Below are 16517 nucleotides of genomic sequence, written 5' to 3' on the forward strand. Positions count from 1 at the left end.
ACCGCCTACAACGGCCTCCAACCCCACCGCACCGACCTCCCCACCTACGCCTTCCAGCGCAGGCACCACTGGTTCGACGGCACCGCGCGCGCCCCCAAGCCGCTGCGCGGCACGGCGCCGGTCGCCGCCGACGCCCCCGCCGACGAGCCCGTGCTCGACCCGCGGGGCGAACTCGGTGCGCGTCTGGCACGGCTGCCCGACGCCGCCCGCGGGCAGGCCGTCACCGAACTGGTCGACGCGCACATCGCAGCCGTCCTGGACTACGGGAGCGGCGACCGCGTCGAGCGGCACACGCCGTTCCAGAAGCTCGGCTTCAGCTCCCTCATGGCCACCGAACTGCGGGCGGCACTCGCCACCGCGACCGGTCTCCGCCTGCCCACCGGGCTGCTCTTCGACCACCCCACCCCGGAGGCGCTCGCGCGCTTCGTGGAGAGCGAACTGCTCGGCGCCGGCGCGGCGAGCGACGACGCGGCCGCGCGCGTCGACGACGGCGACCCCATCGCCGTCATCGCCATGGCCTGCCGCTACCCGGGCGGCGTCGCCTCGCCCGAGGACCTGTGGCGTCTGGTGGCCGAGGGCGGTGACGCGATCACCGCGTTCCCGACGAACCGCGGCTGGCCCGACGACCTGTACGACCCGGACCCCGAGCAGGCCGGCAAGAGCGCGGTGCGGCACGGCGGATTCCTGCACACCGCGGGCGGGTTCGACGCCGGTTTCTTCGGGATCTCCCCGCGCGAGGCCCTCGCCATGGACCCGCAGCAGCGGCTGCTCCTGGAGACGTCCTGGGAGGCCGTCGAGCGCGCGGGCCTGCTTCCCGAGGCGTTGCGCGGCACCCGTACCGGCGTCTTCGTCGGTGCCACCGCGCTGGAGTACGGGCCGCGCATGCAGGACGCGCCGCAGTCCGTGCAGGGCAACGTACTCACCGGCTCCACCACCAGTGTCATGTCCGGGCGCATCGCCTACCAGCTCGGACTGCTCGGACCGGCGGTGACCGCCGACACGGCCTGCTCCTCGTCGCTCGTCGCCCTGCACCTGGCGATCCGCTCACTCCGCTGCGGCGAGACGAACCTCGCCTTCGCAGGCGGCGCCACCATCATGTCGTCGCCCGGCATGTTCGTGGAGTTCTCCCGCCAGCGCGGCCTCGCCCCCGACGGCCGCTGCAAGTCCTTCGCCGCCGGCGCCGACGGCACCGGCTGGTCCGAGGGCGTGGGCCTGCTGCTCCTGGAGCGACTCTCGGACGCCCGCCGCAACGGCCACACCGTCCTCGCCGTCCTGCGGGGCTCCGCCGTCAACCAGGACGGTGCCAGCAACGGGCTGACCGCGCCCAGCGGCCTCGCCCAGCAGCGCGTCATCCGGGACGCCCTGGCCGACGCCGGGCTGACCCCGGCCGACGTCGACGCGGTCGAGGCCCACGGCACCGGGACCCGGCTCGGCGACCCCATCGAGGCCGAGGCGCTCATGGCGACGTACGGCACCGGACGCGCGGACCGCGACCCGGTGTACCTCGGCTCGCTGAAGTCCAACATCGGCCACGCCCAGGCCGCCGCCGGCGTCGGCGGTGTCATCAAGATGATCGAGGCGATGCGGCACGGCGTGCTGCCCAAGACCCTCCACGTCGACGAGCCGAGCCCGCACGTGGACTGGTCGGGGGGCGCCGTCGAACTCCTCACCGAGACCAGGCCGTGGCCCGGCGCCGACCGGCCGCGCCGCGCCGCCGTCTCCTCGTTCGGCATCAGCGGCACCAACGCGCACGTCGTCGTCGAGTACGACCCCGGCGCCGACCGGACTCCCGCGGCCACCGGCCCCGCCGGCACCGGCCCCACGAGCGCCGCCCCCGCGAGCCCCGCGGACGTCCCCGCGCCCTGGATCGTCTCCGGCCGCACCGAGCGCGCCCTGCGCGCCCAGGCGGCCCGGCTGCGCGCGCACCTCGCCGACGCGGCCGACGACACGGACATCGCCCGCGTCGGACGGTCCCTCGCCGGCACCCGCACCACGTTCGAGGAACGCGCCGCCGTCCTCGGCGGAAGCGTCGAGGACCGCATCGCCGCACTCGACGCCCTCGCCGCGGGCGACGAACACCCCCGGGTGATCACCGGCAGTGCCGCCGGCGCGGGCCGCACCGCCTTCCTGTTCACCGGCCAGGGGGCCCAGCGCCCCCACATGGGGCGGGAGCTGTACGCCGCCCACCCGGTGTTCGCCGCCGCCCTCGACGAGGTGTTCGCGGCCTTCGACGGCAAGCTGGAGCGGCCGCTGCGCGAGGTCGTGTTCGCCGACCCGGAGGGACCCGACGCCGGGCTGCTGCACCTGACCGCGTACACCCAGCCCGCCCTGTTCGCCGTCGAGGTCGCCCTCTTCCGGCTCCTCGCCCACCACGGCACGACGCCGGACCTCCTCGCGGGTCACTCCATCGGCGAACTCGCCGCCGCCCACGTGGCCGGCGTGTTCTCGCTCGACGACGCCACCACCCTGGTCGCCGCGCGCGCCCGCCTCATGCAGTCGGCCACCCCGGGCGGCGCCATGATCGCCGTACAGGCGGACGAGGACGAGGTGCTGGCCTCCCTCGCCGGCCACGAGAAGGCAGTCGGCATCGCCGCCGTCAACGGCCCCCGGTCGGTGGTGGTGTCGGGCGACGCCGACACCGCCGACGAGCTCGCCGCCGCCTGGAAGGCGCGCGGCCGCAAGGCGACCCGGCTCACCGTGAGCCACGCCTTCCACTCGCCGCACATGGACGGCATCCTCGACGAGTTCCGCGCCGTCGCCGCCGGCATCACCTACCGGCCGCCGGTGATCCCGATCGTGTCGACCGTGACCGGCAAGCTCGCCGGTGGCGACGAACTCACCTCGCCCGACTACTGGACCGGCCAGATCCGCGCCACCGTCCGCTTCCTGGACGCCGCCCGCGAACTGGGACGACAGGGAGCCACGGTCCTCGTCGAGGTCGGCCCCGACGCCGTCCTCACCGCCCTGGCCCACAGCGCCCTCGACGACACCACCGCCGTGGCCCTGCTGCGGGACGGGCAGCCCGAGGGCGACACCTTCTCCGCCGCCCTCGCCCGCGCCCACACCGCCGGCGCCCCGCTGGACGCGACGACGTTCTTCCCCGGCGCCACCCCCGTCGACCTGCCCACCTACGCCTTCGACCGCGAGCACTACTGGCTGGCCCCGCAGGCACCGGCCGACGTACGCGGCCTCGGCCTCGACCCCGCCGGCCACCCGCTGCTCGCCACCGCCTTCGACCTCGCCGAGCACGAGGACACCGCCGTCCTGGCGGGACGCGTCTCGCTCGCGGGACACCCGTGGCTCGCCGACCACACCATCGGCGGCACCGTCCTGCTGCCCGCCACCGCGTTCCTCGAACTCGCCGTCGCCGCCGGCGACCACCTCGGCCTGCCGCACGTGGAGGACCTCACCCTGGAGGCGCCGCTGGCGCTCACCGCCGACGAGGCCGTACGCGTCCAGGTGACGGTCGGCGCTCCCGACGCCGCCGGCGCCCGTCCCTTCACCGTCCACGCGGGCCCCGACACCGAGGGCGACCGCACCCGCCGGTGGACCCGGCACGCCTCCGGCACCCTCGCCCCGCAGGCCCCCGCCGACGCCGGCACCCCCCTGACCGAGTGGCCGCCGGCAGACGCCGTGCCGCAGCCGACCGGGGACGCGTACGAGCGTCTGACCGCGCTCGGCTACGCCTACGGCCCCGCCTTCCAGGGCCTGACCGCGCTGTGGACCGCGGGCGGCGACCTGTACGCGGAGATACGCCTGCCCGCCGAGGCCGCCGAGGCCGCCGAGTCGGCGTCTCGCTTCGCCCTGCACCCGGCCCTGTTCGACGCCGCCCTCCACCCGCTCGTCCTCGCCGCGGCGGGCGACGGCCCGCCCGACGCCATCCGGCTGCCGTTCGCCCTTGCCGGCGTCACCCTGCACGCCGGCGGGGCGGCGGAACTCCGCGTCCGGATCAGCCCGCACGCGGCCGGCTCCGACTCGTACGCGCTGACCCTGGCCGACGGCACCGGCGCGCCCGTGGCCGACGTGGCGTCGCTCACCCTGCGCCCCGTGGCCGGGGACAAGCCGGCCGGCGCCCCGCGCGGCGCCGACGCGCTGTACGAGCTGCGCTGGCCGACGGTCGCCACCCCCGAGCCGGCCACGGACCTCACCCTGGCCGAGGTCGGGACCACGCTCACCGGCGTCGAACCGGCCGACGTCCTCGTCGTCCGCGCCTCGGCCGCCGCCGGCGAGGGACGGCACGCGGCGACCCTGCGCGTGCTGCGGCTGGTCCAGGAGTTCCTGTCCGACGAGCGGTTCGCCGACTCCCGGATGGCCGTGGTCACCTCGGGCGCGATCGCCGTCCTGCCCGGCGAGGACGTCACCGACCTCGACAGCGCACCGGTGTGGGGCCTGATCCGCTCGGTGCAGTCCGAACACCCCGACCGCATCACCCTGATCGACGACACCGACACCGGCGCGGACCCGGCCGCCGCGCTCGCCACCGACGAGCCCCAGCTGGCCTTCCGGGACGGCCGGTGGCGGGCCGCCCGCCTCGCCCACGCGGCCCCGGCGGACGACGACACCGCCTTCGCCCCCGACCCGGACGGCACCGTCCTCGTCACCGGCGGCACCGGAGGACTCGGCGCCCTCTTCGCCCGCCACCTCGTCACCACCCACGGCGTACGCCGGCTGCTGCTCACCAGCCGCCGGGGCGCCGACGCACCCGGAGCGGCCGAACTGGCCGCCGAACTCGCCGAGTCGGGCGCGGACGTGCGCATCGAGGCCGCCGACGCCGGCGACCGCGACGCCGTCGCCGCGCTCCTCGCCACCATCCCCGCGGCGCACCCGCTGACCGCCGTGATCCACACGGCCGGTGTCCTCGACGACGCGACCGCGCTCTCGCTGACCCCCGAGCGCCTCGACGGCGTCCTGCGCCCGAAGGCCGACGCGGCCCGCCACCTGCACGAGCTCACCGAGCACCTGGACCTGCGGGCGTTCGTCCTCTTCTCCTCGGTCTCCGGGCTCGTCGGCACCAGCGGACAGGCCAACTACGCCGCCGCCAACGCCTCCCTCGACGCCCTCGCGCAGCACCGCAGGGCCCGCGGCCTCGCCGGCACCTCGCTCGCCTGGGGCCTGTGGGACGCCACGCACGGCATGGGCGCGACCCTCACCCCCGCCGAGCTCGCCCGCTGGGAACGGGCCGGCATGCCGCCGCTCACCCCCGAACAGGGCCTCGCCCTCTTCGACGCGGCCCTGACCCGCACCACCCCGCTCCTCGCCCCCGTGCTGCTCAAGCCCGAACGCCTCGCGAACGGGGAACCCCACCCGCTCTTCCGCGACCTCGTGCCCGCCCGCAGCCGGCGCTCCGCGCAGAGCGCCGCCAAGGGCGCCGTACAGGGCTCCGCCTGGGCCCGGCAGATCACGGCCCTGCCCGCCGACAAGCGGAAGGAAGCCGTACTCGACCTCGTCCGCGGCAAGGTCGCCGGCGTGCTCGGCCACTCCGGGGCCGCGTCCGTCGCCCCGGACCGCGCCTTCAACGACATCGGCTTCGACTCGATGGCCGCCGTCGAACTGCGCAACCGGCTCAACGCCGCCACCGGCCTGCGCCTGCCCACCACCCTCGTCTTCGACCACCCCGCGCCCAGCGCCGTCGCCGGCTACCTGCTCAGCCGGATCGTCGAGGAGAAGACCCCGGCCGCCCCGGCGGCCCGCCGCACGACGACGGCCGACGAGCCGATCGCGATCGTCGGCATGGCGTGCCGCTATCCCGGCGGAGTGTCCTCACCGGACGACCTGTGGCGCCTGGTCGCGGACGGCGTGGACGCGGTGAGCGAGTTCCCGTCGAACCGCGGCTGGGACCTGGAGGGGCTGTACGACCCCGATCCCGAGCGCGCCGGCACCAGCTACACCCGCAACGGCGGCTTCCTGCACGACGCCGACCTCTTCGACGCGGAGTTCTTCGGCATGTCGCCGCGCGAGGCGACCGCCACCGACCCGCAGCAGCGCCTCCTCCTGGAGACCGCCTGGGAGACCTTCGAGAACGCCGGCATCGACCCGGCGGCCCTACGCGGCAGCGCCACCGGCGTCTTCACCGGCGCCATGTACGACGACTACCCGGTCCGCGCCAACGCGGCGCCGGGCGAGTTCGAGGGCTTCCTGCTCGCGGGCAACCTCTCCAGCGTCCTCTCGGGCCGCGTCGCCTACACCTACGGTCTGGAAGGCCCGGCGGTGACGGTGGACACGGCGTGCTCGTCGTCCCTGGTGGCCCTGCACCTGGCGGCCAACGCCCTGCGGTCGGGCGAGTGCGACCTCGCGCTGGCCGGCGGTGTGACGCTGATGGCGCAGCCCACCACGTTCGTGGAGTTCTCGCGCCAGCGCGGCCTCTCCGCCGACGGCCGCTGCAAGGCGTTCGCGGCGTCGGCCGACGGCACCGGCTGGTCGGAGGGCGTCGGCCTGCTGCTCGTGGAGCGCCTGTCCGACGCCCGCCGCAGGGGCCACCACGTCCTTGCCGTGGTGCGGGGTTCGGCCGTCAACCAGGACGGCGCGAGCAACGGGCTCACCGCCCCGAACGGCCCCTCGCAGGAGCGGGTGATCCGCCAGGCCCTGGCGAACGCCCGGCTGAACGCGGCCGACGTGGACGCGGTGGAGGCGCACGGCACGGGGACGACGCTCGGCGACCCCATTGAGGCGCAGGCGCTGCTCAACACCTACGGGCAGGACCGTCCGGAGGACGGCGGCCCGCTGTGGCTCGGCTCGCTGAAGTCCAACATCGGCCACGCCCAGGCCGCCGCGGGCGTCGGCGGCATCATCAAGATGATCCAGGCGATGCGGCACGGCGTCCTGCCCCGCACCCTGCACGTCGACGAGCCGTCCGGGCACATCGACTGGGAGTCCGGCGAGGTCGAGCTGCTGACCGAGGCCCGCGCGTGGCCGGCGTCCGGCCGCCCGCGGCGCGCCGGCGTCTCGTCCTTCGGCATCAGCGGCACCAACGCCCACGTCATCATCGAGGAGCCGCCGACGCCGCCCGCGCCGCCCGCCGAGCGCGCGCCCGCGCCGGACGCCACGTCCGGGACCGGCACCACGTCCGGGCCCGGCGCTCCGGCGCCCGGCTCCGGCGCCGTGGTGCCGTGGATCGTCACCGCGCGCAGCGAGGACGCCCTGCGCGCCCAGGCCCGGCGGCTGCACGCCCACGTCTCCCGGAACCCCGGGCTCGACCCCGCCGACATCGCCCTGTCGCTCGCCGAGGCGCGGTCCGTCATGGACCTCGGCGCGGCCGTCGTCGGCGCCGACCGCGCCACGCTCCTCGCCGGCCTCGACACCCTCGCCGAAGGCGGCTCGGCCGCGCACATCCTGCGCGGGCGTTCGACCGGCGCCGGCGGGACGGCCTTCCTCTTCACCGGCCAGGGCAGCCAGCGACTGGGCATGGGACGCGAGCTGCTCGCCTCGTCGCCGGTCTTCGCCCGCGCCTTCGACGCGGTCGCGGCCCGGCTCGACACCGAGCTGATGCGCCCGCTCAAGCAGGTGCTCTTCGCCCCAGAGAACAGCGCGGACGCCGCACTGCTCGACCAGACCGTCTTCACCCAGGCGGCGCTCTTCGCCGTCGAGGTCGCGCTCTTCCGCTGGTTCGAGCACCACGGGCTGCGACCGGACTTCCTGCTCGGTCACTCCATCGGTGAGGTCACCGCCGCCCATGTGGCCGGTGTGCTGTCCCTGGAGGACGCCGCCGTGCTCGTCGCCGAGCGCGGCCGGCTGATGCAGGCCGCGCCCGAAGGCGGCGCGATGGCGGCGATCGAGGCGTCCGAGGACGAGGTGCGTGCCGCGCTCGGCACGACCCGAGGCATCGACATCGCGGGCGTCAACGGCCCCCGGTCGGTCGTGGTGTCCGGTGACGCCGAGGCCGTCGACGCGTTCACGGCCCTGTGGCGCGGGAAGGGCTCGCGGACGAAGCGCCTGACCGTCAGCCACGCCTTCCACTCGGCCCACATGGACGAGGTGGTGGAGGAGTTCCGCGAGATCGCCGGCGGCCTGACCTTCCACCCGCCCGTCATCCCGATCGTGTCGAACGTGTCGGGCACCCTCGCCACCGACGAGGAGCTGACCTCGCCCGACTACTGGGCCCGGCACATCCGCCAGGCCGTCCGCTTCCACGACGGCGTCCGGTACCTGGAGGCCGCGGGCGTCACCCGCTTCGTCGAACTCGGACCCGACGGCGTCCTGACCGCCCTGGTCCAGAACGCCCTCGCCGACGAGGCCGACGTCCTCGCCCCGGCCCTGCGCAGGGGCCGCCCGGAAGCGGAGACGACCACGGGCGCGCTCGCCCTGCTGCGCCTCGCCGGAGCCGAGCCCGACTGGAAGGCCGCGCTGCCCGCCGCACGCCGCGTGCCGCTGCCCACGTACGCCTTTCAGCACCGGCGCTACTGGCTCGACGCGCCGGCCGTCGCCGCGGACACCGGCGGACTCGGTCTCGGCACGGTGGAACACCCGCTCCTCGGGGCCGCCGTGAGCGTGGCGGGCCGCGACGACACCGTGTTCACCGGCCGGCTCTCGCTGCGTACGCACCCCTGGCTCGCGGAGCACGCCGTCGCCGGCACCGTGCTCCTGCCCGCGACCGGAATGCTGGAACTCGCCCTCTGCGCCGGCGAACAGCTCGGCGCGGAAGCGGTCGAGGAGCTGACCCTCGCGGCGCCGCTGGTGCTGCCCGCCGACGGCGGCGCGCAGGTGCAGGTGGTCGTGGGGGCGCAGGACGCCGCCGGATTCCGTACCGTCGACATCCACTCGAGGACCGGCGACGGCGACTGGGTCCTCAACGCCCACGGCTCCCTCGCCCCGGGCGAGAGCGGCGACACCGGCACCGGCCTCACGGCCTGGCCGCCGCAGGGCGCCGCCGAGATCGACCTCGACGGCGCGTACGGGCGCCTGGCCGGGCGGGACTACGCCTACGGCCCGGCCTTCCAGGGCCTGCGGCGCGTCTGGCGCGGCGAGGACGAGGTGTTCGCCGAGGTCGTCCTCCCGGGCCCGATCGCGGACCAGGCGGGACGGTTCCTGCTGCACCCGGCGCTCCTGGACGCGGCACTGCATCCGCTGCTCCCGGGGGTCGTGGCCGGGAGCGGTGAGGAACTGCTGCCGTTCGCCTGGTCGGACGTACGGATCCACGCGGTGGGCGCGTCCGCCCTGCGCGTACGGATCACGTACGCGGCGCCCGGCTCGGACGTCGTGTCGCTGACCGTGACCGACGGCTCCGGCGCGCCGGTCGCCTCGGTGGGCGCGCTGTCGCTGCGGCCGCTGTCGCGGGACGCGCTCCGGGCCGCCGCCGGCGCCGGCCGTGACGGGCTGTTCCCGGTGGTCTGGTCCGAGGTCCCGCTGCCGGACGGGGCGCCCGCCCCCTCGGACCGGGTCGCCCTCGGGGCCTGGCCCGACGGCTCGGTCGAGTCGCGGCCCGACCTCGACGCCGTGGCCGCGAGCGGCGCGAAGACCGTGCTGTGGTTCCTGGACCCGGAGCACGCCGACGCGCGGGGCGCGGCCCTCGCGGACCTGGCGCGGGGCGGACTCCGCCGGGTGCTGGAACGGGTGCAGGCGTTCCTGGGCGACGTGCGGCTGGCCGAGTCGCGACTCGTGGTCGTGACGCGCGGCGCCGTGGCGACCGGGCCCGGCGAGGACGTACCGGATCTGGCCCATGCCGGCGCCTGGGGCCTGCTGCGGGTCGCCCAGACCGAGAACCCCGGGCGCGTCGTCCTGGTCGACCTCGACGACACCGCCCACGCCCCGCTCGTGCCCGCCGCCCTGGCCACCGGCGAACCCCAGATCGCGCTGCGCGCGGGCCGGGCCCTCGCGCCCCGCCTCGCGCGGGCGGGAGCCGCCGCCGCTGACGGGCCCGTCGGCTGGGCCGAGGGCACGGTGGTGATCACCGGTGCCACGGGCACGCTGGGCCGCGTGCTGGCACGCCACCTGGTGGCGGAGCGCGGGGCGCGACGGCTGCTGCTGCTGAGCCGACGCGGCGAGCAGGCCCCGGGCGCCGGCGAACTCCGGGCGGAACTGGAGGAGCTGGGCGCCACGGTCTCGTACGCGGCGTGCGACGCGGCGGACCGCGAGACGCTGGCCGCCGTGCTGGCGGCGGTGCCCGCGGACGCCCCGGTGCGCGCCGTGGTGCACACGGCCGGGGTGCTGGACGACACGGTGGTGGCCGAGCTGACGGCGGAGCGGCTGGACGCGGTGCTGCGCCCGAAGATCGACGCGGCGTGGAACCTGCACGAGCTGACCCGGGACATGAACCTGTCGGCGTTCGTCGTGTACTCGTCCATCGCGGGCCTGATCGGCAACGCGGGGCAGGCGAACTACGCGGCTGGCAACGCCTTCCTGGACGCGCTGGCGGCGCACCGCCGGGCCCGGGGCCTGGCCGCCACCTCACTGGCCTGGGGCCTGTGGTCGGAGTCGAGCGCGATCAGCGGCGGGCTCACGGACACGGACCTGCGGCGTCTGGCGCGGCTCGGTCTCTCGCCGCTGCCGTCGGACGAGGCGATGGCCCTCTTCGACACGGCCGTGGCGAGCGAGGACGCGTTGTTCGCGGCGACCCGGATCGACACCGCCGTACTGCGCCGCCAGGGCGAGGAGGCGCACCCGCTGCTGCGCACCCTCGCCCCCGCCGCCCGTCGCCGCAAGGCGGCAGCCGCCGGCGCGGGCGGCGAGGGAGCGTCGGGCCTGGCCCGGCTGCTGGCCGGACTCGACCGGGCGGGCCGGGAGGAGGCGCTGACCGAGGTCGTACGCGGCCACGTCGCCGACGTCCTCGGCCACGACGGGCACGGGGCGGTCGGCGCGGACCGGTCCTTCCAGGAGCTGGGCTTCGACTCTCTCACCGCCGTCGAGCTGCGCAACAAGCTCAACGCGGCGACGGGCCTGCGCCTGCCCACCACCCTCGCCTTCGACTACCCGAACCCGGCCGCGCTCGCCCGCCACCTCGCCGAGCAGGTCCCGACCGGCGGGGCGCCGGCCGCGACGGCCGGTCCGGTCCTCGCGGACCTGGACCGCGCCGAGTCCGCGCTCGCGTCGCTCGCCGCGGACGACACGGCGCGCGGCCGGGTCGCGGAGCGGCTGCGGGAGCTCCTGCGGCTGGCCGACGGCACGGGGACGCCGGCCGGCGGCACGGAGGCGGGCACGGTCGGGGCGGATCTCGACGCCGCGAGCGACGAGGAACTCTTCGCGCTCATCGACGAACGCGACTGAGGCCCGGCAACAGATGACGAGGTCCCGTCCGATCGGTGGATCGGACGGGACCTCGTCTTTCCGCGTGCCGCGCGGCCGGAGACCTTCCACGTGCCGCGCGGCCGGAGACCTTCCGCGTGCCCTGCGGCCGGAGACCTTTCACGTGCCCCGCGGACGGAAAAGCGCCCGGCCGAAGCCGGGCGCTGTGTCCTGACGGTCCCTGACGGCCCGCCCCTTCACGGCCTTGCCCTAGAAGGGGGGGAAGCGCGGTGCCTCCGGGCCGGGGGCCCGGCGCGCGGTCTGCCCCAGCGCCCGGATCAGGTCGGTCGGCCGGCGCCGGGAGCCCCTGGCCTCACGGCCCTCCACGACCAGGAGCGCGGCGCACTCCAGCAGCAGCGTGCGGGCCACCGTCTCGTGCGCGGCCGGCAGCTCGCCGTGCGGGTGCGGGTGCCCCGGCGGACGGCGGAAGAGCAGCGCCTCGGCCTGCACCAGGAGCTCGCGCCCCCGGTTGAGGAGCCGGAAGCGCAGGGCGGGGTCCTCGCGCTCATCGGGAGGGAGCGCCGCCGGCAGCGCGGCCTCGTACTCCCGCATGACGGCGGCGGCGAAGGGATCCGACAGCGCCCGCTGCCCCTGCGGCAGCGGACGCGCCCGCGAGGAGCCGGCGCGGGCCAGACCGTCGTTCAGCGCTTCCACGAAGGTGCGGCCGGCGGCCGATTCCCAGCCGCCGCTGTCCTCTCGCTTCCTGATGCCGGTGGTCATGGTGTGGCCGCCTCACCGGGACGCGGTGGCAGTCTGCTGGAACTTTCCGTCGAAGAACAGCAGGCCGGATTCCCCGGTGGAACGGGAGGCGTTCACCACATTGCCGATGAATATCGTGTGGTCGCCCGATTCGTGGGAATCCGTCAGCTCGCATTCGAGCCAGGCAAGGGCGCCCCGCAACAGCGGAGCCTCGGTGACCGGGCCCGGCTTCCAGCTGAGTCCCGCGTACTGCTCCGGACCGAGCGGCCTGTTCTTGTCCGCGAAGTAGCGGGCCAGTTTCTCCTGCTCCGCGGCGAGCACGGAGACGCCGAACCGGCGCGAGGACGTGATCGCCTTGTGCATGACCGCGCTGTGCGAGACGCAGCACAGGACGGTCGGCGGCTCCAGGGACACCGAACTGAACGCGTTCGCCGTCATTCCGTGAATGTTCTCCCCGCCGACGCTGAGAACGATCACGCCGGTGGCGAAGCGTGACATCGTCTCGCGCAGTTCTGCCGGGGCGATCGGAATTCGGTTGGCGGTTGCCTGGGCGGATACAGAATTCATGCCGAACCCTTCGAGAGACTCATGGTACGAACATAGGCTTCGGAATCCTCCGGCCACTCATCACGAGGTAACCGTGCCGTCCGCCGGCTGGTGACCGGAGAATGGCACCCGCGCGCCGGGGCGGGGCCCGTGGCCGGGGCCGGACAGGGCCGGTGCCGGTGACCGAATGCGATCACCGGCACCGACCGGATTCCTGCTGTGCGGGCCGTACGGCCGAGCTGTCAGGCCGCCGCCGGGAAATGCCCCGTCCGCACGAAATAGGCCACGTACTTCTCGAACAACTCCTCCGTCAGCGGCGGGCACTCGATGCCGCTGCCCTCCAGCGCCGCCTCGGTCTCCGTGGTGTCCATCGGGGGATAGAAGGCGTCGGTGTCACCGGTCATCATCTCGAAGGCGTGGAGCAGCGGAGCCATCGCGTTGCCGCGGTCCTCCTGCATCCGCGCCCGCCAGGCGGGCCAGTCCTCCTCCGTCAACGAGTAGCCGAGGGCCCGCAGTTGGCGGACGCAGTCCTGGAGGCTCAGCGCGCTCCGGTTGAACAGGTGGAAGGTCCCGCCCGCGGCGCTCTTCCGGGCCGAGATCCGCAGGACGGCCGCGCTCACGTAGTCCACCGGCAGCAGGTGGAAGCGCCCGCCGACATCGGCCGGCACGGCACCGGCCTGCAAGAGGCCCTTCAGGCTCAGCCACACGAAGTCGCTGGTCTGGCAGGCGCCGTTGACCTGGTCGCCGGAGACGACGTCGACCCGGTAGACGTTGACGGGCAGACCGCGCTCCCGGGCGATGCCGATGAGCTGCTCCGCCACCCACTTGCTCTGCAGGTAGCCGCTGGGCAGCCGCTCCGCGGGGCCGGTCGGATCGGTCACCTTCAGCGGCACGCCCGGGGCCGGCGACTCCGTGAAGACACCGACCGTCGACACGTAGTGGACCGGCACGCTGCGATGCCGCGCCGCCAGGCGCAGTACCTCCTCGGTTCCCGTGACGTTGGCGGCCTTGAGCGTCGCGTACGGATGCAGCCAGTGGACCTGGGCGCCGTTGTGGTACACGACGTCGACGGTCGCGGCGAGCCGGTCGAACTCCTCCTCCTTCAGGCCGAGTCCGGGCCGGCCCAGGTCGCCCACGACCACCTGGAGCCGCTCGGGGTCCACCGCCTCCCCGACGCCGTAGCGCTCCATGTTCTCCCGCAGCCGGGCGTGCGCGTGGGCCGCGTCGTCGCCGCGGACCAGGCAGTGCACCGTGGCCGTGGTCGACCGCATCAGATCCCGCAGCAGGAAGGCGCCGAGGAAGCCGGTCGCACCGGTCAGGAGCACGTGGTCGGGGTCGGCGACCACCGGTACGAGCTCGGCGGCCGGACGGATGTCCTCGGCGAGCCGCACCTCCGCGGCGAAGTCGGGCGACACCGCCGCCCCGGCCCCGGCACCGCTCTCCCGGCCGAGCAGCTCGCCGCGCAGGAAGCCGGCCAGGTCGACGGGCGTGGGGTGGTCGAACACCACCGTCGCGGGAAGCCGGAAACCGGCGAGGACGTGCAGCCGGTTCCGCAGGTCCACCGCGATCAGCGAGTCGAAGCCCAGCTTCAGGAACGGCTCGCCGTCCGTGATCCTCCGGGTGTCGGCATGCCCGAGCACCCGCGCGATCTCCTCCTTGACGGCCTCCGTCACCACGCGCAGCTGCTCGTCGTCGTCCAGACCGGCGATCAGCTCGGCCAGCGGCTCCCCGGCGGCGCCACCCTGATCCAGGGCCGCACGCCGCCGGGGCCCGCGCACCAGCTCCCGCAGCAGGGCGGGGACGTCGTCCTGCGCCCGCACGGCGGCCGCGTCCAGAGGCGTCGCCACCACGGCCGCGTCGCCCAGACCGAGCGAGAGGTCGAGGAGCGCGGTGCCGGCGTCGGCGGTGACCGGAAGGAAGCCGCTGCGGGCGATGCGCTGGAGGTCGGCCTCGTCGAGGCCGCCGGACATCCCGCCGTCCTGCGCCCACAGGCCCCAGGCGACCGACGTGGCCGCGAGCCCCTGGGCGGCCCGGAGATGGGCCAGACCGTCGAGGAAGGAGTTGGCCGCGGCGTACGTGGACTGACCGGGCCCGCCCACCACACCGGCGATCGAGGAGAACAGCACGAACGCCGCGAGACCGGCGTCACGGGTCAGCTCGTGCAGATGCCAGGCGGCATCCGCCTTCGGGCGGAACACGGCGGCCAACCGCTCCGGGGTCTGCGACCCCACGAGGCCGTCGTCCAGGACACCCGCGGTGTGCAGCACGGCCGTCAGCGGATGCCGCTCGGGTATCCCCGACAGCAGTTCGACGAGTTCCGCACGTTCGGCGACGTCGCACGCGGCGACGGTGACCTCGGCACCCAGTTCCCTCAGCTCTGCCGCCAACCGCGCGGCACCCGGAGCCCGTTCGCCCCGTCGACTGGTGAGCAGCAGATGCCTCACCCCGTGCTCGCGCACCAGGTGCCGGGCGAACAGCGCACCGAGCGACCCGGTACCGCCCGTGATGAGCACGGTCCCCTCGTCGTCCAGGCGAGGTGCCCGAAGGGCTCCGGTGGCCGCGGCGCGCCGCAGCCTCGGCACGAACAACCGCCCGGCCCGGAACGCCGTCTGCGGCTCGCCCGCGCCGACGACCGCGTCCGGCAGCGCGCCCCCACCCCTCTCGTCCCCGTCGGCGGGGCCGTCGACGAGCAGGATCCTGCCGGGCGCCTCCGACTGCGCCGACCGCAGCAGACCCCACACCGCCGCGGCACCCGGATCGGCGGCATCGCCCTCGCGTACGGCCCAGGCACCCCGGGTCCGTACGACGAGCGGGGTGTCGGCGAGCCGGTCGTCCGCCATCCACCGCTGGACCAGGTCCAGGACCCGCAGGGCGGCGTCGTACGCGGCCGCGGCCACGTCACCGGACGCGGAGGTGACGACGGGCAGCAGCACCGCGTCGAGCGGCGTACCGGACGCGATCGCCGCCGCGGCCTCGGCCGGCCCGTCGAAACGCACGGCCCCGGGTACGCCACCACCGAGAACCCCCCAGCGCACCGCCCCGTCCCGCGGCGCCGCAGGCAGCGCCGCCCACGCGACACGGAAGAGCTGATCGGCGACACGCGCCTCCGCGCGCGCGACCTCGTCGACGGCGATCCGCCGGACCTCCACCGAGTCGATCGTCGCGACGGGCAGCCCCGCCGCATCGGCGAGCCGCACCGCGAGCCGGCCGTCCCCCGTGAGGGCGAGCCGCGCCCGCAGCGCCGAGGCGCCCCCCGCGTGCAGCCGCACTCCGCGCCACACCGACACCGTCGGCGCGCCCGGCCCGTCGCCCGCCGCGGCCGGCAGCGCCGCGTGCAGGGCCGCGTCGAGCAGCGCCGGATGCAGGACGTGGGCCGCGGCGTCCTCCGGCTCCCCCGGGCCGGCTTCGGCGAACACCTCGTCGCCCCGCCGCCAGGCGGCTTCCAGGACCCGGAACGCGGGACCGTGGACGGCGCCCGAGAGCGCGAGCCGCTCGTACACCTCGGCAGGGGCGACGGCCTCGGCGTCCGCCGGCGGCCACGGCCCGAACTCGGCGGGAAGCTCCTCGGCCCGCGTGCTCAGCCACCCGTGCGCGTGCGATGTCCACGGCGCGTCGGCGTCGTCCGGCCGGGCGTGCACGGTGACGGACCGCCGCCCCGACTCGTCCGGCGCACCCACGGCGACCTGGATCTGCACGCCCGCACGCCGCGGGATCACCAGCGGAACCGGCGTCACCAACTCGTCGAGGACCGTGGCGCCGACCTCGTCGCCGGCACGCACCGCCAGCTCCACGAAGACCGACGCGGGCACGACGACCGTGTCCCCGATCCGGTGATCGGCCAGCCAGGGATGCGTGCCCAGGGAGATCCGGCCGCTGAACAGGGCCTCGTCGGAACCGGCCACGGAGAGCGCCGCCCCCAGCAGCGGATGCCCGCTCGGCCGCAATCCGAGGCCGGCGGGATCCGCGCTCCCGGCCGAGGCCCGCACCCAGTACCGCTCGCGCTGGAAGGCGTAGGTGGGGAGGTCGGTGCGGTGGGGTTGGAGGCCGTTGTAGGTGGG

Annotated in this window: 4 protein-coding genes; 1 reads left to right on the top strand and 3 read right to left on the bottom strand. The window is 75.6% G+C overall.

Annotated elements, in window-relative coordinates; all coding sequences use genetic code 11:
• The coding region (locus ACFW6A_RS38520) for an SDR family NAD(P)-dependent oxidoreductase (protein ID WP_386646524.1) at positions 1-11196 on the top strand (11196 nt) is incomplete at its 5' end.
• Positions 11197-11424: 228 nt separating this feature from the next.
• Here the strand turns inward: ACFW6A_RS38520 and ACFW6A_RS38525 are convergent.
• The 3 genes from ACFW6A_RS38525 to ACFW6A_RS38535 all read right to left on the bottom strand — a co-directional run.
• Complete coding sequence (locus tag ACFW6A_RS38525; RefSeq protein ID WP_351856517.1) at positions 11425-11934, bottom strand: hypothetical protein; 510 nt, start codon at positions 11932-11934, stop codon at positions 11425-11427.
• Between the two features lie 12 nt (positions 11935-11946).
• Positions 11947-12480 (bottom strand): flavin reductase family protein, encoded by a 534-nt coding sequence (locus ACFW6A_RS38530; protein WP_386646526.1) that lies wholly within the window; start codon positions 12478-12480, stop codon positions 11947-11949.
• Between the two features lie 221 nt (positions 12481-12701).
• Positions 12702-16517: thioester reductase domain-containing protein (locus ACFW6A_RS38535; RefSeq protein ID WP_386646528.1), on the bottom strand; the 3816-nt coding region annotated here is incomplete at its 5' end.

Origin of the sequence: Streptomyces sp. NPDC058758, assembly GCF_042746075.1 — a bacterium.
Classification (GTDB): Bacteria; Actinomycetota; Actinomycetes; order Streptomycetales; family Streptomycetaceae; genus Streptomyces.